We start from the raw sequence: 23,252 nt of genomic DNA on the forward strand, positions 1-23,252 counted from the left end.
TTGTAAATACAAATCCTTTACCCTAACTGTTCTACTTATTTATGATTACGAATCGTTTCAAACCATGTATATAGTTGCTGATATGTGCTATAAACCAATTCTTTTTCTAATTGTAAGTGGCTCATTTTCTCACGATATGTGTTCGATTCAATTAAATCACGCTTGTGTTTTTGTTCGGCCATAAAAATGACACCGTCTTTTATTGTAACAAATTCTAACTCAAAAAACACCTGTGTCATGAAATTTACTGTATCTTTTGACCAACCTTTATGACGACACAGTTGTTCCCCATATTGCCTTAAAGAAAATGGTGTTTTTTGGCTTAAGAAAGAATAGTACCATTTAAAGTGTTCCCTCGTTGGGACTGTACTAAATAAATGATTATTCTCTTGATAAAATAGTGTGTAAATTCGAGCTGGGAAGCCAGCCTTAAATACATCACCTAATTCATCTGTTCCTTTCGGCAAATCAAGTAGCACAATGTATTGATCATCTAAATGCGTTACCTCTGATGCATGCACGAGCTGTTCTTTATAGTCTTCTAAAGAAAATTTATTCAATACCTCTTCGGAAAAATACACCATTGTTATTTTTTCTTTCGGAAGTTCTGCTAAATTTGCTTCTACATTACGCATACTACGCCAGTCAAATAATTGCCATGCCTCTACAGCAATATCTTGCACCATTAATTGCGGCTTTTTAAAGTTATTCCATTCATTAATGGACACTTCTCCTACTACAGAAACCTTCGCAACTGGAGAGATTTCTTTCGCATAAGTACCAAATCCAAATCCAATCGTGTCCAGTGTTGCTTGTCCATCACGAAGAGCCATTTTCAAATGCGATCCATCTGACCCGATTGCACGAATACTTTCTAATTCCGCATCCCTAACTGCGATGCGCGGTTTTGGATTTCCAACACCAAATGGTGCTAACTTTTGCATTTCTTCGATTGAAGCAAGCGTTACATCTTCTACTTTACAAACCGCATCTACAGCTGTAATCGGAATAAAATCTTCCGGAGTTAAAATTACATTTGCCTGTTCATTTAAACGGCGGCGTAGCTCGTCCACATCATTCATATGAAGTGTCATCCCTGCCGCCATTGGATGTCCACCAAAATGAGGCAGTAATTCACGGCAATCTGATAAATTTGCAAATAAATCAAAGCCTGCAATACTACGCGCAGACCCTTTTGCTGTTTGCTTATCAGGGTCGATACTTAACACAATTGTTGGACGGTAATAACGCTCTACCAATTTAGAAGCGACAATTCCAATTACCCCTGGATTCCAACCTTCTTTTGCAAGGACTAATACTTTATTTTCTTCCGGCGGGAATTTATTTTCGACTTCAGCGATAGCTTCTTCTGTAATTTGCTTTACAATATCTTTTCGAAGTTTATTCAGCTCATCAATTTCTTCAGCTAGTTCTTTCGCTTCCTCTGGATCTTCTGATAATAGAAGGTGTACAGCAGGTGTTGCATCTTCCAAACGACCAACTGCATTAATACGAGGTGCGAGTGAGAATCCGATGCTTTCTTCTGTAATTTCGCTTTGCGAAACGTTAGCAACTTTAAATAACGCCTTTAAACCGATATTTCGAGTCATTCGCATATGCTTCAGTCCACGCTGTACTAACAATCTATTTTCACCGTGAAGCGATACTAAATCGGCTACCGTACCGATTACTGCAATTTCCAATAAATGCTCTGGTACACGACCTAAAAGTGCATGTGCAACTTTAAATGCAACACCAACACCCGCTAAATAATGAAACGGATAAACACCGCCTTCTAATTTCGGATGAATAATCGCAAGTGCCTCTGGTAACTCTGGTGGTGGCTCATGATGATCTGTAATAATAAGATCTATTCCAAGTTCCTTCGCTACCTTCGCTTCATGTACCGCTGCGATACCAGTATCGACAGTAATAATTAGTGAGAACCCTGCACTGTGCGCCCAACGAAACGCTTCTTCATTCGGCCCATAGCCTTCAGTAAAACGATTTGGAATATAAAACTCTACTTCTGCACCTAATTCTTGGAGAGCAAGATATAACACAGTCGTACTACTTACTCCGTCCGCATCATAATCGCCAAATATTAATATTTTTTCTCCATTTTCAATGGCTTTTTTCACACGTTCTACAGTTCGATCCATTCCTTCAAGTAAAAATGGATCATGAAATTCTTGATCTGCTGTATTTAAAAAGTCTACAATCTTATCTTCTGTATTTAAGCCTCTGCCGAGAAATAACGAAGTCACAAGAGGTGATAGTTGCAATTTATTTGCTAATTCACTCACTAGTTCCTCATTATATTCTTTTTCTTTCCAACGCGTCTTCGGTTGTAACACGAAATCACCCCTTAACCTATCCATTATACAAGACAGATTAAGGGGTGACAATATAATGCAAACTACGCTTTGATATCTATATAATTAAATATCTGTTATATTTAATTTGGAGAATACGGATTAATATGTACAAAAACATTTTGTACGTTATCTTGTTTCATAAGCTTTTCTTTTACATGTTTTCCAATGCGGTGACCTTCTTCTACAGTGATATATGGATCTACAGATATTTTAATATCAACAATAACATAGTAGCCATGTTCCCTTGCATATAAAGAGCCGATTTTTTTCACACCTTCCACTTGAAAAACTGCCTCCCTAAGCGGAACAACATCTTCTTCATGCAGAACATGATCGAGCGTTGCATGAATAGCTTCTGCTCCAATACTCCACGCCATCTTAGCAACGAGAATTGAAACAAATAATCCTGCAATTGGATCGGCATATACAAGCCAATCTATACCTAACTTACCGCCGATGATAGCTGCACAAATGCCGATTAAAGCTGCAATTGAAGAAAACACATCTGAACGATGTTCATATGCATTTGCAATAATTGCATCACTATTTATCCTTTTCCCTAATCGATATTTATACTGAAACATCCCTTCTTTCACTACAATCGAAAGAATAACTGCAAAAATCGTAATTCCTTTTGGTGGTTCTAAATCTTGTGAAAAAGCTTTTATAGACGAAATCGCTATCTCTAGTCCAACAATAAATAATAATACCGCAACAATAATCGCTGAAATCGATTCCGCTTTACCATGACCATACGGATGATCTTCATCAGGCGGTTGCTTTGCTGCTCGTAATCCAAAAAGTACAGCTAACGAGCCAATTACATCTGATCCAGAATGCACCGCATCTGCTAAAAGTGCCTTACTGTTTCCAATATAACCAATTACCGCTTTTACAATCGCTAATATAATATTACCAACGATTCCGACAATAGCACCAAACTCGGCCTGTTTAAAACGTTCATCTTTTTCCATAATTAAAATCCCTTCTTTTCTTAACCTATCTTTTTATTTTAACAAAAACAACGATAACATCACCACTTTCTTCCATTCACCTTTCCAAAAAGTCACCACTTTATTGTATCCACAAACGAAAAAAGAGATGCCTCATAAAGAGACATCATCTTTTTATATGTTTCGTTTTACTTGTTATACTTGCGGTTCAGATACTTCTTTTTCTACTTTTTTATTTCCTTTGCCCTTTTTCAAACGACGGTTTTCAAGCATTAACCAAATTTGAGAAGCAACGAAAATAGAAGAGTACGTACCTACAACTAATCCAATTAATAATGCAAGTGAGAAGTTACGCAGTGACTCACTACCGAAAATAAGTAGTGCAATTACTGGGAACAACACTGTTAAAACAGTATTAATTGAACGACCAATTGTTTGGCGAATACTTGAGTTTACGATTTCTTCTAAATCTTTTATATCACGAACCCGTTTTTTCTGTTTGTATAACTCACGGTTTCTATCGAATGTAACAATCGAGTCATTGATGGAATAACCGATGATTGTTAATATCGCCGCAATAAACGTTAAGTCTACTTCCAATTGGAAAATACTAAACACAACAATCATAACGAACGCATCATGTAACAATGCGATTACCGCAGATAATGCATATGTAAAGCGGAAACGAATACTTACGTATAAGATGATAACCAATGAAGCTATCAGAACCGCAATAAATGCATTTCGTGCAATCTCTTTACCGATTGTCGGTGAAACTGTACTTACATTCGGCTCTGTACCGTATTTATCATGGAAGAATGTTTTTGCTTTTGCAATTTCATCTTTCGATAAAACACCTAACGTGCGAACTGCAAATCCTTTATTGTCATCACCAGTCGGTACAATATCTTCTTCTTTCACATCAATTTTCAATTCTTTCAAATCTTTATGAACATCTGACACAGTAAGTGCTTGTTTTGATTGCAAGTCAATACGTGTACCACTTGCAAAGTCAATTCCAAGGTTCATTTTGAAAATCGGTAATATAATTGCCCCAGCAATTACGACTACAATTGAGAATAAGAAGAATTTATGACCGATATTTACAAAGTTAATACGATCAAATCTCGTTGGCGCATGTTCTAAACCTTTTGATAACGGAATAATTTCCTTCTGTTTCACACCAAAATAAGATAGTTTCTTATCGAAGTAGCGGCTCTTTACAAGTAATCCAAGTAGGAAACGAGTACCGAATACGTTCGTAACGAAACCAACTAAAATACTTACGATTAAACTTGTTGCGAAACCTTTTACAGAGCTATTACCGTAAGCGAATAAAACACCCGCTGCTGCAATTGTTGTAATGTTCGCATCTAAAATTGTTGATAATGAACGATGGTTACCAGCACGAAATGCTGACATCATGGACTTACCAATTCTGAGCTCTTCCTTCAATCTCTCGTACGTAATAATATTCGCATCAACTGCGATACCAACCCCGAGCACTAATGCCGCAATACCTGGTAACGTAAGAACTGCATGCATCCCCTTAAAGACAAGTAATGTAACGAAAATGTATAACCCTAACATAATAACCGCTACAAGTCCTGGTAGACGGTAGAATACAAGCATGAATAAGAAGATAATAGCAATACCGATCGCACTAGCGAAAATCGTTTGCTCTAATGCTTGTTGACCAAATTTCGCTCCAACAGATGTTGAATACATTTCTTTTAAATCAACAGGAAGTGCACCTGCATTTAATAAAGATGAAAGTTCTTTCGCACTTTCAACTGTGAAGTTTCCACCTACGATAGATACTTCAGCTTGGTTAAATACTTGGCTTACTGTTGCTGCTGATAAAAACTTCGGATTCGGTTTTGCAGCTTCTGCTTTATACGAATCTTTTCCTTCTTCAAAATCAAGCCAAATTACCATTAAATTCGTTGGTGGTGGCATTTTTGAAATCTTTTCAGTTACTTCACGGAATTTTTCAGCGCTTTTTAGTGTAAGACCTACGCTCGCACGGCCTTGCTCGTCAAATGTTTGCTTCGCTCCGCCGCCTTTTAAATCCGTTCCATCCATAAGAAGATTGTCATCCACATCACGGAATGTTAATTTCGCTTGTGTTGATAACATTTCACGTGCCTTTTGCTGATCTTGTACACCAGCAAGCTGTACACGAATTCGATCTTCCCCTTCGATTTGAATGTTCGGCTCACTTACACCGAGAACATTGACGCGATTTTCAAGAGCACCTACTGTACTTACAAGTGCATCACGATCGATTTTATCACCTTTTTTGGCTGGTTTTACTTCATACAGAATTTCAAAACCACCGCGAAGGTCTAGTCCTAGACTAATTCCTTTTGCTATGTCTTTTCCTGCCGCACCAATTACTCCACCAATTAATAAAACGATGAGGAAAAAGGCGGCAATTCTTGTACCACGCTTTGCCATATGTACCCTCTTTCTGCTACTAACACTTTAAATAAATCTCTGTTGATTCACTTATGATAGACAATTCTCTACACGTGTGTATATGTCTAGTTAGTAGACTTCCTTTCTGTAAAATACATGTATTTTTACTAGCTCATCACTAGCCGTGCAGGTGAATCTTTAGATTACACTCAAGTCATATAATCAAAAGCCTACACTTTTCTTATTTATTTTTCTTATTCGCTACCTCCTTTACATAGAATCTCTGACATAATTAACTCCTCTTTATCAATACCTATCATTATACTGCAAAAGGAAGAACAAACCAATTACAGTCGGTTATTTATTTTCATATTCATCAAATGACCAAAGTGGCGCTTGATACGCTTTGACAGTTAAATAATTCATATATTCATTAGTACTTACTCTTAATACATCATTTACTAATTCATATAATCTAACATCACTGTCTATCTTTTTCCATTTCTTCACTTTGAGAAACTTCCAAATATCATCATCTGTCACTCGGTCATAACCAAACAGTTGAAACTCTTCTACTTTACTTTCTAAAACGATTTGCAACTGTCCGCGGTATGATTCTACCAAAGCCTCTTTATCTAACATATATAACATCTCCTTCTTATTTCAGCACGAAAAGTCGCTTTTCATCCCGCTCTAATGGACAGCAATAACTACTTTCAAGAGTATCATTCATACTTCACTCTCTTAAATGCTTGTCATTCTTGTCTCATACGTGCATATAAATTATTGTAAATCATTCCATTGATTTTGAGAAGGTAGGAGAAGACCATGACGAGACAAAGCTTTTTAAAAGGCGCATTTATTTTAATGATAGCCGGTTTTATTACAAAAATCCTTGGATTTATTAACCGCATTGTAATGGCACGTATTTTAGGAGAAGAAGGCGTTGGCCTTTATATGATGGCTGTCCCCACCTTCATTTTAGCAATTACATTAACACAAATTGGCCTTCCTGTTGCAATCGCAAAATTTGTAGCAGAAGCGGAAGCAGTGAACGATAAACAAAGAGTTAAAAAAATATTAACTGTCTCCCTAGCTGTTACATCCGTTATTAGTATCATTTTAACAATTGGGATTATGCTACTCACACCTATTTTAGCAAAAACATTATTAACAGATGAAAGAACGTATTATCCATTAATAGCTATTTTACCTGTCGTTCCAGTTATTGCGGTTTCTTCTGTTTTACGTGGTTATTTCCAAGGGAAACAAAATATGAAACCGAGCGCTTACGCCCAAGTTCTAGAGCAAGTGGTCCGTATTACAATTATCGCTTTATGTATTCGTTTATTTTTACCTTACGGCGTAGAATATGCTGCAGCCGGTGCCATGCTATCAGCTGTTCTTGGCGAAGTTGCATCTTTATTATTTTTACTTACTTTATTCCAACGCGAAAAACATTTATCTATACGCTCTGGATTTTTCACTACTGTAAAGGAGAGCAAAAATACATTTTATTCCCTTATGGACATTGCACTCCCAACTACAGGAAGCCGTTTGATCGGTTCCATTTCTTATTTCTTTGAACCTATCGTCGTTATGCAAAGCTTAGCGGTCGCCGGCGTTGCTGCTTCTGTCGCAACTCAGCAATACGGTATGTTAAACGGTTATGCGTTCCCGCTTCTATCACTGCCAGCCTTTATTACATACGCTCTTTCTACAGCACTCGTCCCATCAATTAGCGAGGCAATGGCAAAGAGACAACACAAATTAGTGGAACACCGATTACAACAAGCACTTCGAATTTCCTTAATAACCGGCGGATGGTCAGTCGTTATATTATATGTATTTGCTTCTCCTGTTTTAACTCTCATGTACGGCTCAGACAACGCGGCCGCGTTCATCCAGCTTCTTGCACCTTGCTTTTTATTTCATTATTTCCAAAGTCCCCTTACATCTGTGTTGCAAGCTTTAAACTTAGCACGCGCTGCTATGATGAACACATTTATTGGTGCTATTGTAAAATTAATCGTTATCTTTGTACTCGCTTCACGCCCAGAGTTCCAAATGATGGGGGTTGCTCTCGCCATCGCAGCAAATATCGTAACGGTAACATTCCTTCACTACACCACTGTTTTAAAGAAAATTACATTTACCATTTATGCAAAAGACTATATTTTCGGCGGAATTGCTATCGGGATTGCTGGTACCTTCGGTTTTTATCTTCATAAGCATATCGTTTTTTCTCATTCACTTGGCGTACAAACATTATGGGAGATCACCTTAACAACAATCGTTTATATCGTTCTCCTCTTCGTTTTCAAACTCATTCGTAAAGAAGAATTAAGTCGTCTCCCAATCATTCGTAAACTTTCATTTTTCAAGTAAGCAGGCTTGCCATTCAAAATGGTAAGCCTCTAATTTCCTTTCAAGTCAACAAAAAATTGTCCGTTTTGAAAACTACAATATAAAATCTGGTTCGCATCTTTATAACCTAAGTTATTCAGTTTCTCAACGAGCCACTCATCTGTATGCTCAATCATTTGCAAATGATTGTATTGAATTTCTCCATCAATAATTAGCGGAAGTGTAAAAATTGGTGTATCATTTTTGCTCTTTTTACTTTTTTGTTTTTGAAAGACAGATAACTTTCCAGATGGTTCTAAAATAGCGTATTCTACATCACGCACATCTCCGATTCCTTGCTCACGTAGTTGCATCATTAAATCATCTATGCTATATCGCTGCTTCCGCATCTTTTTTTCATCAATTTTACCTGCATTCACAAGAATAGCAGGCTCCCCTTCTATTAAATGCCGAAAACGCTGAAACTTTAAAGAAATGACCGACAAAATGATTTGTATACACATTAGAAAAGTCATTGGAACTAATTGATGCCAAAGTGATTTATCTGTATTTTCAATTGCCACTACAGCCATTTCACCGAGCATAATGAATACAACCAAATCTAATACACTCAATTCCCCAATTTCACGTTTACCCATAAGACGAAAAATAATTAAAATGATTATGTACAAAAGCATTGTTCGTCCGATTATTGATACCCATTCCATTTCTACATCTCCTTTTTTTACTTATAGGCTCCCCTACAAAAAAGAAACTAGTCTAACTTAAACAAAATGAAAATATGCTTGTATTAAAAAGGGGGAATGCATAATGGATGGAACGAAAAAATTATCGGGCGCAATTGGCCTTGGTATTATTACCCTATTAATTCTCGCATCTATTACAAGTATGATCATGGCTCTTTTATTAAAATTTACGAATATTAATGAAGGTACATTAGTAATTACTATTTTTATACTAGCCCTCCTATCTATGCTTATGTCTGGATTTATTGCTGGTAAAAAGGCACAAGGAAAAGGTTGGCTAGTAGGTTTCACTACAGGACTTACATTCACTCTTCTCGTCTTTCTCGTTAACTATTTAGGCTTCTCTCAAACTTTATCGAACTCACAGTTACTCTACCAATTAGCATTAATGGGTGCGAGTACACTCGGAGGCATTTTCGGTGTAAATATGTCAAAACAAAATAATTAAAAAAAGGCCCTGCACATTTCATGCAGGGCCTTCATCATTAGTTTTTCACAACTTCACGAATCGCATTGCGATCGAAAGTTAAGTGTGAACCACCAGATTTAACAACGATTGAAGTTTCATCCACTGATTCGATTGTACCGTGTAAACCACCGATTGTTACGATAGCATCACCTTTTTTGATTTCATTTTGCATTTGAGCAACTGCTTTTTGACGCTTTTGTTGCGGGCGAATTAATAAGAAATAGAAAATCGCAAACATCGCAACGATCATAATGATATTCATCATACCTGGATTCATCTTTTTTTCCTCCTTTTAAATTATGTATTAGAAGTTTTTAGCATTCGGTTTATTAAAGCCATACTGTTCAAAGAACTCTTCGCGGAAATCGCCAAGACGGTCTTCACGAATAGCTTGTCTCACCTGCTCCATTAAGTTTAACAGAAAATGAAGGTTGTGATAAGACGTTAAACGAATTCCGAACGTTTCATCACATTTCATTAAGTGACGAATGTACGCACGAGAATAATTTTTACATGTGTAACAATCACAGTTCGGATCAAGCGGACCGAAGTCTCTTGCGAATTTCGCATTTTTCACAACTAAACGACCTTCACTTGTCATACATGTACCATTTCGAGCAATACGAGTTGGAAGTACACAGTCAAACATATCAACGCCGCGAATTGCACCATCAATTAATGAGTCAGGAGAACCTACTCCCATTAAGTAACGTGGTTTATCATCTGGAAGAAGTGGTGTTGTAAACTCAAGAACACGATTCATAATATCCTTCGGTTCACCAACAGATAGACCACCTATAGCATAGCCAGGGAAGTCCATTGAAACAAGATCTTTCGCACTTTGACGACGAAGTTCTTCAAACTCTCCGCCCTGTACTATACCGAATAAACCTTGATCTTGTGGGCGTTCATGCGCCTTTAGACAACGCTCTGCCCAGCGGCTTGTACGCTCTACAGATTTTTTCATGTATTCAAAAGTAGCTGGGAACGGTGGACACTCATCAAATGCCATCATGATATCTGAACCTAATGCATTTTGAATTTCCATCGCTTTTTCTGGTGATAAGAATAATTTATCTCCATTTAAGTGGTTACGGAAATGAACACCTTCTTCTTCAATACGGCGGAAGTCACTTAAGCTAAATACTTGGAAACCACCAGAATCCGTTAAAATTGCACGATCCCAGTTCATAAATTTATGCAAACCGCCTGCTTCGCGTACAATTTCATGACCTGGACGTAACCATAAGTGATACGTATTACTTAAAATAATGCCAGAATCCATTGCTTTTAGTTCTTCTGGTGACATTGTTTTAACTGTCGCAAGTGTACCGACTGGCATAAATGTTGGTGTATCAAATGAACCGTGCGGCGTATGCACACGACCTAAACGGGCACCCGTTTGTTTGCATGTTTTAATAAATTCATAACGAATTGCTGTCATAATTTACTCCTTTTATTTGTTTCTCATTTTGGCGTGAGATGCAACGAACATCGCATCACCAAAGCTAAAGAAACGATATTTTTCTTTTACTGCTTCATTATAAGCATGAAGTACATTATCTCTATTTGAAAATGCACTTACAAGCATAATTAATGTTGATTTCGGCAAATGGAAGTTTGTAATTAAACCATCAATTGCTTTAAATTCATATCCTGGGTACATAAAAATATCTGTCCAGCCAGAAGCTGCGCAAAGCTCACCACTATGATCTGTCGCAATCGTTTCTAACGTACGAGTTGATGTCGTACCTACAGTAATAATACGTCCGCCATTCTCTTTCACACGGTTTAATAACGCAGCAGTCTCTTCAGACATATGGTAATACTCTGCGTGCATATGATGCTCTTCAATCGTATCTGCAGAAACTGGTCTAAATGTTCCAAGTCCTACATGGAGTGTAATGAATGCTAACCCGACGCCTTTTTGCTTCAATTTCTCGAGTAACTCCTCTGTAAAGTGCAGTCCTGCTGTCGGCGCTGCTGCTGAACCAATTTCCTTCGCATATACCGTTTGATAACGATCGCGATCTTCTAGAGTCTCTTTAATATACGGAGGAAGTGGCATTTCTCCAAGTTCATCTAAAATTTCATAAAAGATGCCGTCATATGAAAACTCAAGTTGACGCCCACCTTGATCTGCTGTTCCAATGCAAGTTGCTTTTAACTTTCCTTCACCAAAAGAGATGACAGTTCCTTCTTTTACACGCTTCGCTGGCTTTACAAGCGTTTCCCACTTGTCGCCTTCTTCTTGTTTCAAAAGAAGTACTTCAATGTGTGCACCTGTATCTTCTTTCACACCGTGCAAACGAGCAGGCATAACTTTCGTTTCATTTAAAACTAAGCAATCCCCCTCATGTAAGTAAGAAAGAATGTCCGTAAAATGTTTATGCTCAATATCTCCTGTTTCACGGTCTAACATCATCAATCTTGATGTTTCACGCTCTTCAAGCGGAATTTGTGCAATGAGCTCTTCTGGTAAATGAAAATCAAACAGATTAATATCCATAACTGTATCCACCTATTTCTTATTTGAATCGATTTATTATATACATAATAAAAGATAATGCAATACTTAACACAATACATGTAATGATAGGAAAATAAAAGGTAACGTTACCTTTTTTCACAAAAATATCGCCTGGAAGCCTTCCTATGAACTTCCAAGCTAATCCAACAACAATGAGCAAAATACCAGCTGTAATAAGCAGCTTTGGCATATCCGTCATACTTTTGGCATCTCCATTCCGAAATGCTCATATGCGAGCGGTGTTACGATCCGGCCTCTTGGCGTTCTTTGTAAAAAGCCAATTTGTAATAAATACGGCTCATACACGTCTTCAATCGTATGAGATTCTTCTCCAATTGTTGCCGAAACCGTCTCTAATCCAACTGGACCACCGCGAAACTTTTCAATAATACCGAGCAGTAATTTATGATCGATATGATCAAGTCCTAATTTATCTACTTGTAATAATTCTAACGCCATTTGTGTAATTTCCATCGCAATCGTTCCATCACTACGAACTTGCGCGAAGTCACGTACACGTCGTAATAGGCGATTCGCAATACGAGGTGTACCACGGGCACGTCTTGCGATTTCTAGTGCGGCTAACGAATCAATTTCAACTTCGAACACTTCTGCTGTACGTTCGACAATTGCAGAAAGCTGATCTACTGTATAATACTCTAATCGTGAAAGCACACCGAAGCGGTCACGAAGTGGTGCTGATAATGCACCTGCACGCGTCGTTGCTCCAACTAGTGTAAATGGAGGTAAGTCTAGACGTACAGATCGAGCTGACGGCCCTTTCCCAATAACGATATCAAGGCAAAAGTCTTCCATCGCTGGGTATAACACTTCTTCAATAGATCTATGCAAACGATGAATTTCATCAATAAATAATACATCCCCAGGCTGAAGTGCTGTTAATACAGCCGCTAAATCTCCTGGTCTTTCAATTGCGGGACCTGACGTCGTTCGAATGTTAACCCCCATTTCATTGGCAATAATATTCGCAAGCGTCGTTTTACCAAGTCCAGGTGGTCCATATAAAAGTACGTGATCTAACGTTTCTTCACGCATTTTCGCCGCTTCAATAAACACTTCTAAATTATGTTTCGCTTTATCTTGGCCAATATACTGACGGAGCGTCTGTGGCCGTAATGAATACTCTAAATCCGCATCTTCGTATCCAGATTCCCCTGAAAGGAGACGTTCGTCCATTATACTCACCTCTTACCATTTAGTAAAAGACTAAGTGCCTTTTTAATATATTGATCCGTCGTTAGTGATTCTTTTAATAGCTCTGGTACAACGCGAGAGACTTCTCGTTCTGCATAACCAAGTGCACGCAGTGCTTCCAGTGCTTCATCAAGTTCAACTGATGAACCTTTCTTCGCATCAAAACTTTCAGTATCTGAGAACAAATCAACAAACGCATCTGGTACAACATCTGCTAGTTTTCCTTTTAAGTCTAAAATCATTTGGCGTGCCGTTTTCTTTCCGACACCTGGGAATTTCACTAAAAACTTCTCATCTTCATGTTCAATCGCTTGAACAACCTGTCCTGTTTGACCAGAAGCTAAAATTGCAAGAGCGCCTTTCGGTCCAATGCCCGATACACCTAACAATTTTGTAAATAATGAACGCTCTTCACGTGTTTTAAATCCGTAAAGTGCCATAATATCTTCTCTCACATAATGATATGTATAGACACGAATTTCTTGCTTACTTCTTTGAAATACATACGGATTTGGTGTGAAAATTTGATAACCAATTCCATTATGATCAATTACGACATATTCCGGTCCTACATACTCCACGTAACCTGTAACATATTCAAACAAAATACGATCTCTCCCTCTCAAATCATGTATTCCATTTTAACATATTTAACAATAGAAAAGCGAGACTACCCCAACAAATGTTCCCTGTTTACAATTTCCGTTTTTTTCTATTGACATAAATACAAAAAGAACATTACTATACAGAAGTCGATAATGATTATCAATATTAATTAAAGGGGTTACATCAGGATGAAACAAAGGCTATTTATTCTATTTACTATCATGCTAGTTGTTCTTTCTATCGTTGGCTGCTCTTCTCAAAAAGAAGAGTCAAAAGCAAAAGAACAACCGAAAACAAAAGTTGTACAACATGCTAAAGGGGAAGCAATAATTCCAGTTAATCCAAAGAGAATTGTTGACTTATCAGGATCAACAGAGGAATTATTAATCCTTGGACATAAACCTGTTGGCACAGCAAACACATATAAAGATAAAATCCAAAATCACTTAACAGACAAGCTAGACGGAGTAAAAGCAGTCGGCTGGTACTGGGCGCCTAAAGTTGACCTAGAGGCTGTTACTGCTTTAAAACCAGACTTAATTATTTTAAACAATCGTCAATTGAAAATTTATGATCAACTAGAAAAAGTTGCACCGACAGTTGTTCTAGAAACAAATCTAGAAGACTGGCACGGTAAGTTTAAAGAAGTAGGTAAACTATTTGACGAAGAGAAGAAAGCTGACAAATGGATTGCAGACTACGATAAAAAAGCTGAGTCTTTATCTAAAAAAATTAAAGAAAAAACAAAAGATGAGAACTTTATGTTCGTTGCAGTAACACCACAAAACTTCCGTGTATACGGTAGCTTCGGATATGGTGACATACTCTTTAACGATTTAAAGCTTCCAGCAACAAAAGGTACAGATTTAAAACAAACGATGGCACAAGTATCACTAGAAGGTCTTGTTGCATTCCAGCCCGATCAAATGTTTATTGTAAACTTTGGCGGAGAAGCTGATAAAGTTTACGAAGACTATAAAAACAGTGCCGTTTGGAAAGATAATAAAGCAGTAAAAAACAATCACGTATATGAAGTATCGAATGAGGTCTTCAATACGAAAGCATTCAATCCAATCGGAAAAGATATGCTAATTGATGAAATCGCAAAAGAGATTTTAGCTAAGAACAAATAAGAAAAAAAGCAGCTCACCCTGAGCTGCTTTTTTTCTTATTTTGCACTGCGTATTGCTTCATTTTTTCAATCGTCTTCACAAAACCTTCTTTTGATTTGATACGAATACCACGCTTCAATTTCGCACGCTCATAACTCTCAAGCTTTTTCATATCAATTTGAAAGAAGGAATGAATCGCATTATCACTTTTTGGCACACCTTTGAAAATTTGTAATATCCCTTCTTCTGAAACACCAAAATAACCGCTCGTTTTCAGTAAAGGAGAAATATCATCAACTTTCTTTTGTAATACAATTTGCACATCATCACGATCAACGAGTTGCCATTCTTTATATTGCTGTAAAAACTTTTCTAAATCCGCTACTTTTTCTGTAAATATTTCCTCACTTACTTCTCCATCAACATACATACGTTCTAATAAAATTGTAACTTGAGGTTCTTTTTCTGTTGTTTCTGCCCTCACATCGGATCCATAAGCTAAGCAAAACATCATAACGAAAGCTTGCACTGCAATTAGTATCCATTTCATTTCCGTTCACCTCTTCTAGGCAAAATCATACTTTCATTTGTAGCTTTTCCGGAAATGGGGGTTTTATCCATATAAACAATAGCATTAAATTTCTAAGGAAAATAAAAAATGCAGATAAGAATTAATCCTCATCTGCATGTATCATTTACTTTTATATAAAATGAAAGACGCCTGCAAAGCAGGCGTCTTGATGCGTTTACGGCGAAAGACCAGGCGACCACATTCGCGTGTTTAGCACTTAAGCATATCTCTCGACTTACGTAAATTAGCTCATCGCTTTGCTAATATAACATTAATAAAGGATAAGCGCAACATGTTCATAAAAATATTTTATTTACTCTTTCATCCAAATGAAATATTTGTAAATTATAAATTGATAATTGTAATATATATGTTACAATTAATATAACAGCGAAATCGTAATAAACAGGGGATGGATATTGTGAAAAAAATAAAGGATGAACGCCTCATTCTTCAAACGTTAAAAAACATACGTATTGCCTTTCTTTTTCAATACATTGGCGTAATTGGAATTTTAGGCTATATCGGATTTACTAAAGGAATGGATCAAATTACGAAATCTCCATTATGGCTATTATTTATGCTTACGAGTATTTTACTTGCTTATTTACAGTTAAGCGTTTCTATTGATGTAGAAGAAAGTGAAAAGGAAATAAAGTTAACTCCTTATTACAAACTTGTCTTACGCTCTCTTATTGTAGGAATTATTATGGCTATCATTTATATCATTTTCAGTCCAGAGAGACCGCTGTTTGAAGCTATCCTTACAGGTAGTATCCTCTTCGTATGCTTTCTAGCATCTTATTCCGTTAGTTATTACATTAAAAAACGTCGTTTAGCAGATAAAGATGAATAAAGAGGAAGGGCTATCCCTTCCTCTTTTTTTGCTATCGTACTGTACCAGTCAGACCGTAACGAATGTCTCGGAACATATTTGTTATGTCACGATTAAAATCGTTTGTAACTGTGCCGTTACGTAGACGCGTATTCATTGCATCAACACGAGTAAACATGTCATTTCTTACAGAAACATAAACATTTCTATTTCCAACTTCATTCGCAACAGCTTGACGAATTTCGTTTGCCATTGCTGTTTCATCTGTCGCCGAATTACGTGGCTTTACCGCAATCGCTACATCATTTCCATATACAACTGTAGAAACGCGATCTACGTTATTCATACGTTTTACACGATTCGTAATTTTCTCCGCAGTTTTACCATCATTGTTAATGTATGAATTGTTCATTGTAATATTACGAGTTGGGTGTGGATTAGCAATTTGCCCATTATAATTTACATCACGATAATAGTTGGATCCTGCGTCATTACGACCGTTTCTATATGTTACATAATCTGTAGAACGATCGTTACGCGTTACATTATCATTATATCGGTGTGTATCATTATAAGATGTACGCTCGTAATTATAGTTACGTCCATCCATCGCACTTTTATCTTTTGGTGTACCACATGCAGCTAATGCACTGGTAACTAACAAAGAAGCAGCAATAACTTTTACTTTCGTATTCAATACAAAAACCCCCTCTGTTAGAATGAACTTCTCTTTCGAAAAGCTCCCCCTTATGATGAGTAACCGAGAGAGTTTTTACACTGTTAATATTTCACTAGGAATTTTCTAGCACTTAATGTAAATTCATCATATTCCTGACTATCACGAATACAAAAAAGGTGGGAATAACCCCACCTTTTTTAAACTTCCTCTTCTTCCTCTTCTTCTGAAACTGGTTCTCCAAATACATTTGGTGGGTCTGGCTGATAATACATCGTTCCTGGCTGCGGTGCATATGCTGGCTGAGTCGGTTGATAATATAAAGGATTGGCGTATTGTGATCCACCCGGTTGCGGACTATATAACCTACTCTCTCCCCCGCATCCACAATCTTCTTCCCCTTGCACGAGTGGTGGCATATTATTATCCATTGGCATCATATTTGGATTTGGCATAGAAGTATATTGTGGCGGCATTTGTTGATACGGCATTTGATTGTATGGATTTTGTTGTTGATAATACGGATGTTGCGGCATCATTGGCTGTTGATAAGGCATCATATTCGGCGGTTGATTCGGCATCATGTTCGGCATTTGATTATTATCCATTACCGGCATCATATTTGGCATTTGGTTATTATCCGTTATCGGCATCATGTTTGGCATTTGGTTGTTATCCATTATCGGCATCATATTTGGCATTTGGTTGTTATCCATTATCGGCATCATATTTGGCATTTGGTTGTTATCCATTATCGGCATCATATTTGGCATTTGATTGTTATCCATTATCGGCATCATATTTGGCATTTGGTTGTTATCCATTATCGGCATCATGTTCGGCATTTGGTTATTATCCATTATCGGCATTATATTTGGTATTTGGTTATTATCCATTATCGGCATCATGTTTGGCATTTGATTGTTATCCATTATCGGCATCATGTTTGGCATTTGATTGTTATCCATTATCGGCATCATGTTTGGCATTTGGTTGTTATCCATTATTGGCATTATATTTGGCATTTGGTTGTTATCCATTATTGGCATTATATTTGGCGGTTGATTGTTATCCATTATTGGCATCATATTTGGCATTTGGTTATTATCCATTATCGGCATCATGTTTGGCATTTGGTTATTATCCATTATCGGCATCATATTTGGTATTTGGTTGTTATCCATTATCGGCATCATGTTTGGCATTTGGTTATTATCCGTTATCGGCATCATGTTTGGCATTTGGCTGTTATCCACTATCGGCATCATATTTGGCATTTGGTTATTATCCATTATCGGCATCATGTTTGGCATTTGGTTATTATCCGTTATCGGCATTATGTTTGGTGGTTGGTTGTTATCCAACATTGGCATTATGTTTGGCACTTGAATATTTGGCGGTATTACTTGTGGGATCATAGCACTTTCTTTTGATACGTTTGGTGAGACTATGTTACCTACATTCTCTTTCTTCACTTGCGGCGACACTATGCTTCCTATATTTTCTTTCTTCACTTGCGGCGACACTATGTTTCCTACATTCTCTTTCTTCACTTGCGGCGACACTATATTCCCTACATTCTCTTTCTTCACTTGCGGCGACACTATGCTTCCTACATTTTCTTTTTTCACTTGCGGTGAGACTATGCTTCCTACATTTTCTTTTTTCACTTGCGGCGACACTATATTCCCTACATTTTCTTTCTTCACTTGCGGTGACACTATATTCCCTACATTTTCTTTCTTCACTTGCGGTGACACTATATTTCCTATATTTTCTTTTTTCACTTGCGGTGACACTATATTTCCTATATTTTCTTTTTTCGTTTGCGGAGAAATGATGTTGTTAGGTTTCATTTTATTAATTTGAGGAGCAATTAACTCGCTTCCCTTTTTTATTACATCTGAAATTTTATATTCTTTTTTCGCTTTAATTGGCGGTTGCGGTGGCTGTGGTAATACATTAATGGAAAATTTAGTATTTTCTTTCGTAGTCGGTTTTGGCTTTTCTACTTTCTCTACAACAGGTGGTTTTTGAATGACAGGCGGCTTTTCAACTGGCTTTTCTTTTTGAATCGGTTTTTCTTTTTGTACTTCTTTTTGCGGCTTCACCTGTACTTCTTTTTGTGGTTTCACTTGCATTTCCTTTTGCGGTTTTACCTGCATTTCTTTTTGCGTTTGTTGCATAGCCGGTTGCTGTGTAATAGGCGCCGATTGATACGTAACTTCTTCTTCATCTTCTATTCCGAGTGGAGTTGGTGTTGATGCAAACTCTTTTTGCTGCACCTCTTTTACATATTGTTTCGGAGGCGCTGAGCCCGCTCCAACCTGTTGTTTCACGTGAACGCTGCTTGATGGTACTTTAATTTTCATCCCTGGCATAATTAGGTCTGGATTGCTAAGCTGCGTATTTGTTTTTTTTAGCGTCTCAAAATCCACTCCGTACTTTTTTGCAATTTTCCAAAGGGTCTCCCCTTTTTGCACGATATGAATTTTCAAATTTTCCCCCTCCTGTATAACTTATCTATAAGTAAAAACACTTCGAAGTAACACTTTCTAAAAGAATTTAATTTCATTTTACTTTTATCACTTCATACAATATGGTTTGAAGTGGAATAAGCATAAAAAAATCGCAATGATTTCCTCAACACAATGTATGCCTATTTCATTCTTGTTATGATTATATGTACGAAAAAAAGCAACGGAAATCCCGCTGCTTTAAACGCGCTCTAACATACGATTTAATGCAAGAACTGCCTCTTCTGTTACTTGTTTCTCTACACGAATAACGTTAATTTGTTCTCCTCTTTCTATGTTCTCCAGTGCCCATAACAGGTGAGGTAAATCAATTCGGTTCATTGTTAAACAAGGACACATAAACGGATTTAACGAAATAATTTCTTTATCAGGATGGTGCTGAATAATTCGGTTCACTAAATTCATCTCTGTACCAATCGCCCACTTACTTCCCGCTGGAGCAGCTTCAATCATATCAATAATATATTTCGTTGATCCTGCATAATCGGAAGCGGCAACAACTTCATAACAACATTCAGGGTGAACAATAATATTCATATCCGGATGATTTTTTCGCACATTTTCGATATTTTTCACAGTGAAATTTTGATGAACAGAACAATGGCCTTTCCATAAAATCACTTGAATTTCTTCTATATCTCCATCGTACTCTAACGAATCTGTATGCGGGTTCCACACTGCCATTTTTTCTAACGAGATCCCTAAATCGTGCGCTGTATTTCTTCCTAAATGTTGGTCTGGTAAAAAGACGAGACGCTCTTTTTGTGTAAACGCCCAAGACACCATTTGTTTTGCATTAGAAGAGGTTACTGTTGCACCTCCATTACGACCACAAAACGCTTTGATCGCAGCTGTTGAATTTACATACGTTAACGGAATCATCGTATCCCCAAATAATTTCGTGAGCTCTTTCCACGCTCTTTCTGTTTGTTCAATATCTGCCATATCCGCCATCGAACAACCTGCGCGCATATCTGGTAAGATGACAATTTGATCATCTGTCGTTAACATATCTGTCGTTAACATATCTGCCGTTTCTGCCATAAAGTGCACACCACAAAACACAATATATTTTGCCTCTTTATTACTCGCTGCAACTTGCGCGAGTTGAAGTGAGTCCCCTGCTGCATCTGAAAATTGCACCACTTCATCTTTTTGATAATGATGTCCTGGAATAAATAGTAATGCCCCCATTTTTTCTTTAATTTCACGGACACGCTCTTCCATCTCTAATGTAGACATCGTTTGATAGCGCTCTGGTAACATTACTTCGATTGGCTGAACTTTCTCTAAAATACCCATTTATGATTCTCCCCCTCTAAACCACTCTCATTAGGCCTCAATATTAAAACTAATATCAAGTGCTTTCACTGAATGTGTTAACGCTCCAAGTGAAATATAATCTACTCCTGTTTTTCCGTATTTTGATAAATCTTCAATTGTAATACCACCTGAAGCCTCCGTAACGATGACACTTGGTACAATTTTTGAAAACTCACGAATCTCTTCTGGCGTACGATTATCGAACATAATAACATCTGCGCCGGCCTCTATCGCTTCTCTCACTTGCGCCTCTGTCTCTGTTTCGACTTCTACTTTCACCATATGTCCCAATCTTTCTTTCACCGATGTAACAGCTTTTGTAATCGAGCCAGCAAAAGTAATATGATTGTCTTTAATCATGACACCATCATATAAACCGAATCTGTGGTTAAATCCGCCCCCGCATACTACCGCATATTTATCAAACATACGTAGTCCCGGCATCGTTTTTCTCGTATCACAAATGCGTGTATGACTGCTATCTAAAGCAAAAACCGCCTTACGTGTCATCGTCGCTATCCCGCTCATACGCTGGATAACGTTTAATATAACGCGCTCTGCCGTTAATAATGATGCGATTGGGCCTTGCACGGTTGCAATTATTTCGCCTTTTTCTACAAGATCCCCATCTTTTTTATGAAGCTCAACTTCAATTCTCTGATCAATTAATTTAAATCCTTCTTCAATTACTAAGCATCCTGCAAAGACCCCTGTATCCTTTACAAGAAACGTTCCTTTCGCAAGTGCATTATCAGGAAAGATGAGCTGAGATGTTACATCTCTTTCTCCTATATCTTCTAGAAAAAATCGATTTAATGCTTCCTTAACTTTTAACGTATTCATAAAACCCCTCTTCCCCTTATTAAACAAGTTGTAGTTTTCTTCTCACTCGGATAATCTCTTTTTTCACGCTATTTCTTTCTGGATAATCAATGCGATAATGACCACCAATACTGTCTTCTCTTTGCAAAGCTGATACTGTTATAAGCTCACAAACTGTTAACATATTAATAAGCGTTATCTCTTCATTTGTAAGTGCATCATATTGTAATATCATATTTCGCACACCGTACCTACTAAACCATCTCTGAGCATATGATAAATTTTTCTCAGTTCGCACAATCCCAACATGCTTCATCATGTATTCTTGTATTTCTTCTTTCAACGGTAAATCATTAAGAGCTATAAAACTTTTCCCTCTCTCTTCCGGCACATTTTTTCTTTCCTCTGCTGGTTTAGCTAAAATGTGTTTTCCTATTCGTCTTCCAAACACAAGACCTTCTAATAATGAATTACTCGCCAATCTATTCGCACCATGAACTCCATTACACGCCACTTCACCGACCGCATATAAGTTTGAAATGGACGTCTCTCCGTCACAATTCGTCTTCACGCCGCCCATATGAAAATGAGCACCCGGTACGACCGGAATAAGGTTCCCTTTTAAATCAACGCCATTCTTTTTACATAATGATGAGACGGTCGGAAAACGTTGTTCAAAGTTTTGAATGGTTTCGATGTTTAAGTACACTTTTTCACCCGCAAGAAGTTGTTCATGAATAGCCCTTGCCACTACATCACGCGGTGCGAGATCTTTCCCGGGATGTATATCCATCATAAAACGCTGTCCTTTTGCATTTATAAGGACAGCTCCTTCACCACGGACTGCTTCAGAAACGAGACCACAACATCGCCCGTCCACGTATAACATTGTCGGATGAAATTGTACAAATTCTAAATCAACAAGTTCTCCCCCAGCTCGATATATCATCGCAAGTCCATCGCCTGTAATTGTCTCATCATTCGATGTAAAGGCGTACAAACCACCAATTCCTCCTGATGCTAACACCGTATTATCAGCATAGTAACGCTTCAGCTTCCCTTCACTATTTCGCGTTAAAGCTCCTATGCATGTATTATTTTCTATAATAAAATCGAGCACCATTTCATGCTCAACAACAGTAACGTTCGGAACTACTTCTTGTATTAAATGCTCTAATAGATTTTTACCAGTTGCATCTCCTCCCGCATGTAAAATACGCCGTTTTCGATGCGCCCCTTCTTTACCAAGGTGGAGCCCTTTTTCATCTCCATCAAATTTCATTCCATTTGTAATAAGCTTACTTATTTCTTTCGGCCCCTCTTCAACTAAATAACGAACTGCTTCTCCGTTGTTATAATGGCAACCTGCCACTAATGTATCTTCAAAATGCCCACTCGGATCGTCATATGTAGCAACAGCTGCTGCAATTCCTCCTTGAGCTAAATATGTATTGTTATTACGTCCTGTTTTTTTTGTGATAATTATCACATTCTTGTCGTGACAAAGCTCTTTCGCAACACGAAGCGCCGCAACGCCGCTTCCAATAATCAAGACATCTGCACTTGGCATAATTGTTGCCTCCTACTTTACACTTTTCAACTGTCTTGACATCTATATTTACATAGTTTTAAAATAATGACAAGAGTTTTTTTACAATTCTTATTTTCACTACCATTCTAAAAACGAAAAC

At 37.5% G+C, this 23,252-nt stretch carries 20 protein-coding genes and 1 pseudogene; 4 read left to right on the forward strand and 17 right to left on the reverse strand.

All coding sequences use genetic code 11. The features are described from left to right. Positions 1 to 35: 35 nt before the first annotated feature. From recJ to FT637_RS04195, 4 genes are all read right to left on the reverse strand, one after another. Positions 36 to 2,357: a single-stranded-DNA-specific exonuclease RecJ gene (gene recJ, locus FT637_RS04180; protein ID WP_193645232.1), complete on the reverse strand. Its 2,322-nt coding sequence runs from the start codon at positions 2,355 to 2,357 to the stop codon at positions 36 to 38. 101 nt (positions 2,358 to 2,458) lie between these two features. Then, positions 2,459 to 3,352, reverse strand: coding sequence for a cation diffusion facilitator family transporter (locus FT637_RS04185; RefSeq protein WP_193645233.1), 894 nt, complete (start codon positions 3,350 to 3,352; stop codon positions 2,459 to 2,461). 174 nt (positions 3,353 to 3,526) lie between these two features. Beyond that, entirely contained in the window at positions 3,527 to 5,791 is a 2,265-nt protein-coding gene (gene secDF / locus FT637_RS04190) for a protein translocase subunit SecDF (RefSeq protein ID WP_193645234.1), read from the reverse strand. Positions 5,792 to 6,109: 318 nt separating this feature from the next. After that, the gene (locus FT637_RS04195) at positions 6,110 to 6,394 is read right to left on the reverse strand and encodes a post-transcriptional regulator (protein ID WP_193645520.1); all 285 of its coding nucleotides are present in this window, start codon (positions 6,392 to 6,394) and stop codon (positions 6,110 to 6,112) included. A gap of 186 nt (positions 6,395 to 6,580) precedes the next feature. Between FT637_RS04195 and spoVB the strand changes: the two genes are divergently transcribed. After that, entirely contained in the window at positions 6,581 to 8,140 is a 1,560-nt protein-coding gene (gene spoVB, locus FT637_RS04200; protein ID WP_193645235.1) for a stage V sporulation protein B, read from the forward strand. Positions 8,141 to 8,169: 29 nt separating this feature from the next. On the opposite strand, the gene FT637_RS04205 is transcribed toward spoVB, so the two are convergent. Further along, the gene (locus FT637_RS04205) at positions 8,170 to 8,826 is read right to left on the reverse strand and encodes a DUF421 domain-containing protein (protein ID WP_193645236.1); all 657 of its coding nucleotides are present in this window, start codon (positions 8,824 to 8,826) and stop codon (positions 8,170 to 8,172) included. A gap of 103 nt (positions 8,827 to 8,929) precedes the next feature. Between FT637_RS04205 and FT637_RS04210 the strand changes: the two genes are divergently transcribed. Then, positions 8,930 to 9,313 (forward strand): TIGR04086 family membrane protein, encoded by a 384-nt coding sequence (locus tag FT637_RS04210; RefSeq protein WP_193645237.1) that lies wholly within the window; start codon positions 8,930 to 8,932, stop codon positions 9,311 to 9,313. Positions 9,314 to 9,350: 37 nt separating this feature from the next. Here FT637_RS04210 and yajC read toward each other — a convergent pair whose 3' ends face one another. Genes yajC through ruvA form a run of 6 tightly spaced genes read right to left on the reverse strand, consistent with a single transcriptional unit; the run spans position 9,351 to position 13,684 of the window. Continuing rightward, on the reverse strand, positions 9,351 to 9,611 hold the full coding sequence (gene yajC, locus FT637_RS04215; RefSeq protein WP_193645238.1) for a preprotein translocase subunit YajC: 261 nt from the start codon (positions 9,609 to 9,611) through the stop codon (positions 9,351 to 9,353). Positions 9,612 to 9,638: 27 nt separating this feature from the next. Further along, positions 9,639 to 10,778 carry a tRNA guanosine(34) transglycosylase Tgt gene (tgt, locus tag FT637_RS04220; RefSeq protein WP_000125368.1) on the reverse strand — a complete coding sequence of 380 codons (1,140 nt, stop codon included), beginning with the start codon at positions 10,776 to 10,778 and terminating at the stop codon, positions 9,639 to 9,641. 12 nt (positions 10,779 to 10,790) lie between these two features. After that, a complete protein-coding gene (queA, locus tag FT637_RS04225) occupies positions 10,791 to 11,843 on the reverse strand; it encodes a tRNA preQ1(34) S-adenosylmethionine ribosyltransferase-isomerase QueA (protein WP_193645239.1) in 1,053 nt (350 codons plus the stop codon). A gap of 19 nt (positions 11,844 to 11,862) precedes the next feature. Then, complete coding sequence (locus tag FT637_RS04230) at positions 11,863 to 12,063, reverse strand: DUF2905 domain-containing protein (RefSeq protein ID WP_002145613.1); 201 nt, start codon at positions 12,061 to 12,063, stop codon at positions 11,863 to 11,865. After that, positions 12,060 to 13,061: a Holliday junction branch migration DNA helicase RuvB gene (gene ruvB / locus FT637_RS04235; RefSeq protein ID WP_000344470.1), complete on the reverse strand. Its 1,002-nt coding sequence runs from the start codon at positions 13,059 to 13,061 to the stop codon at positions 12,060 to 12,062. The genes FT637_RS04230 and ruvB overlap by 4 nt, the downstream gene beginning before the upstream one ends. Before the next feature lie 5 nt (positions 13,062 to 13,066). Next, positions 13,067 to 13,684, reverse strand: coding sequence for a Holliday junction DNA helicase RuvA (gene ruvA / locus FT637_RS04240; protein WP_193645240.1), 618 nt, complete (start codon positions 13,682 to 13,684; stop codon positions 13,067 to 13,069). 189 nt (positions 13,685 to 13,873) lie between these two features. Here ruvA and FT637_RS04245 point away from each other — a divergent pair, with 189 nt between their 5' ends. Next, a complete protein-coding gene (locus tag FT637_RS04245) occupies positions 13,874 to 14,818 on the forward strand; it encodes an iron-hydroxamate ABC transporter substrate-binding protein (protein ID WP_193645241.1) in 945 nt (314 codons plus the stop codon). Positions 14,819 to 14,831: 13 nt separating this feature from the next. Here FT637_RS04245 and FT637_RS04250 read toward each other — a convergent pair whose 3' ends face one another. Further along, positions 14,832 to 15,347 (reverse strand): BofC C-terminal domain-containing protein, encoded by a 516-nt coding sequence (locus FT637_RS04250; protein WP_193645242.1) that lies wholly within the window; start codon positions 15,345 to 15,347, stop codon positions 14,832 to 14,834. 433 nt (positions 15,348 to 15,780) lie between these two features. On the opposite strand from FT637_RS04250, the gene FT637_RS04255 reads away from it, so the two are divergent. Beyond that, on the forward strand, positions 15,781 to 16,224 hold the full coding sequence (locus FT637_RS04255) for a branched-chain amino acid ABC transporter substrate-binding protein (protein WP_193645243.1): 444 nt from the start codon (positions 15,781 to 15,783) through the stop codon (positions 16,222 to 16,224). A 31-nt stretch (positions 16,225 to 16,255) separates the two neighbouring features. On the opposite strand, the gene FT637_RS04260 is transcribed toward FT637_RS04255, so the two are convergent. The 5 genes and pseudogenes from FT637_RS04260 to nadB all read right to left on the reverse strand — a co-directional run bounded on the left by FT637_RS04260 (position 16,256) and on the right by nadB (position 23,131). Next, positions 16,256 to 16,900 carry a YhcN/YlaJ family sporulation lipoprotein gene (locus tag FT637_RS04260; RefSeq protein WP_193645244.1) on the reverse strand — a complete coding sequence of 215 codons (645 nt, stop codon included), beginning with the start codon at positions 16,898 to 16,900 and terminating at the stop codon, positions 16,256 to 16,258. Between the two features lie 2,320 nt (positions 16,901 to 19,220). After that, positions 19,221 to 19,377, reverse strand: a pseudogene (gene safA, locus FT637_RS30550) (SafA/ExsA family spore coat assembly protein); the annotation flags it as partial. Between the two features lie 219 nt (positions 19,378 to 19,596). After that, complete coding sequence (gene nadA, locus FT637_RS04270; protein ID WP_193645246.1) at positions 19,597 to 20,718, reverse strand: quinolinate synthase NadA; 1,122 nt, start codon at positions 20,716 to 20,718, stop codon at positions 19,597 to 19,599. A gap of 30 nt (positions 20,719 to 20,748) precedes the next feature. Further along, entirely contained in the window at positions 20,749 to 21,582 is an 834-nt protein-coding gene (gene nadC, locus FT637_RS04275) for a carboxylating nicotinate-nucleotide diphosphorylase (RefSeq protein WP_193645247.1), read from the reverse strand. A gap of 19 nt (positions 21,583 to 21,601) precedes the next feature. Then, a complete protein-coding gene (gene nadB, locus FT637_RS04280) occupies positions 21,602 to 23,131 on the reverse strand; it encodes an L-aspartate oxidase (protein ID WP_193645248.1) in 1,530 nt (509 codons plus the stop codon). Positions 23,132 to 23,252: the final 121 nt, after the last annotated feature.

Source organism: Bacillus cereus, from assembly GCF_015071065.1.
GTDB lineage: Bacteria > Bacillota > Bacilli > Bacillales > Bacillaceae_G > Bacillus_A > Bacillus_A cereus_BA.

Excerpts from the sequence above, each read along its gene's own strand:
- FT637_RS04185 (WP_193645233.1), bottom strand. The coding sequence starts at position 3,352 with ATGGAAAAAGATGAACGTTTTAAACAGGCCGAGTTTGGTGCTATTGTC.
- secDF (WP_193645234.1), bottom strand. The coding sequence starts at position 5,791 with ATGGCAAAGCGTGGTACAAGAATTGCCGCCTTTTTCCTCATCGTTTTA.
- FT637_RS04195 (WP_193645520.1), bottom strand. The coding sequence starts at position 6,394 with ATGTTAGATAAAGAGGCTTTGGTAGAATCATACCGCGGACAGTTGCAA.
- spoVB (WP_193645235.1), top strand. The coding sequence starts at position 6,581 with ATGACGAGACAAAGCTTTTTAAAAGGCGCATTTATTTTAATGATAGCC.
- FT637_RS04205 (WP_193645236.1), bottom strand. The coding sequence starts at position 8,826 with ATGGAATGGGTATCAATAATCGGACGAACAATGCTTTTGTACATAATC.
- FT637_RS04210 (WP_193645237.1), top strand. The coding sequence starts at position 8,930 with ATGGATGGAACGAAAAAATTATCGGGCGCAATTGGCCTTGGTATTATT.
- yajC (WP_193645238.1), bottom strand. The coding sequence starts at position 9,611 with ATGAATCCAGGTATGATGAATATCATTATGATCGTTGCGATGTTTGCG.
- tgt (WP_000125368.1), bottom strand. The coding sequence starts at position 10,778 with ATGACAGCAATTCGTTATGAATTTATTAAAACATGCAAACAAACGGGT.
- queA (WP_193645239.1), bottom strand. The coding sequence starts at position 11,843 with ATGGATATTAATCTGTTTGATTTTCATTTACCAGAAGAGCTCATTGCA.
- FT637_RS04230 (WP_002145613.1), bottom strand. The coding sequence starts at position 12,063 with ATGACGGATATGCCAAAGCTGCTTATTACAGCTGGTATTTTGCTCATT.
- ruvB (WP_000344470.1), bottom strand. The coding sequence starts at position 13,061 with ATGGACGAACGTCTCCTTTCAGGGGAATCTGGATACGAAGATGCGGAT.
- FT637_RS04245 (WP_193645241.1), top strand. The coding sequence starts at position 13,874 with ATGAAACAAAGGCTATTTATTCTATTTACTATCATGCTAGTTGTTCTT.
- FT637_RS04250 (WP_193645242.1), bottom strand. The coding sequence starts at position 15,347 with ATGAAATGGATACTAATTGCAGTGCAAGCTTTCGTTATGATGTTTTGC.
- FT637_RS04255 (WP_193645243.1), top strand. The coding sequence starts at position 15,781 with ATGGATATTGTGAAAAAAATAAAGGATGAACGCCTCATTCTTCAAACG.
- nadA (WP_193645246.1), bottom strand. The coding sequence starts at position 20,718 with ATGGGTATTTTAGAGAAAGTTCAGCCAATCGAAGTAATGTTACCAGAG.
- nadC (WP_193645247.1), bottom strand. The coding sequence starts at position 21,582 with ATGAATACGTTAAAAGTTAAGGAAGCATTAAATCGATTTTTTCTAGAA.
- nadB (WP_193645248.1), bottom strand. The coding sequence starts at position 23,131 with ATGCCAAGTGCAGATGTCTTGATTATTGGAAGCGGCGTTGCGGCGCTT.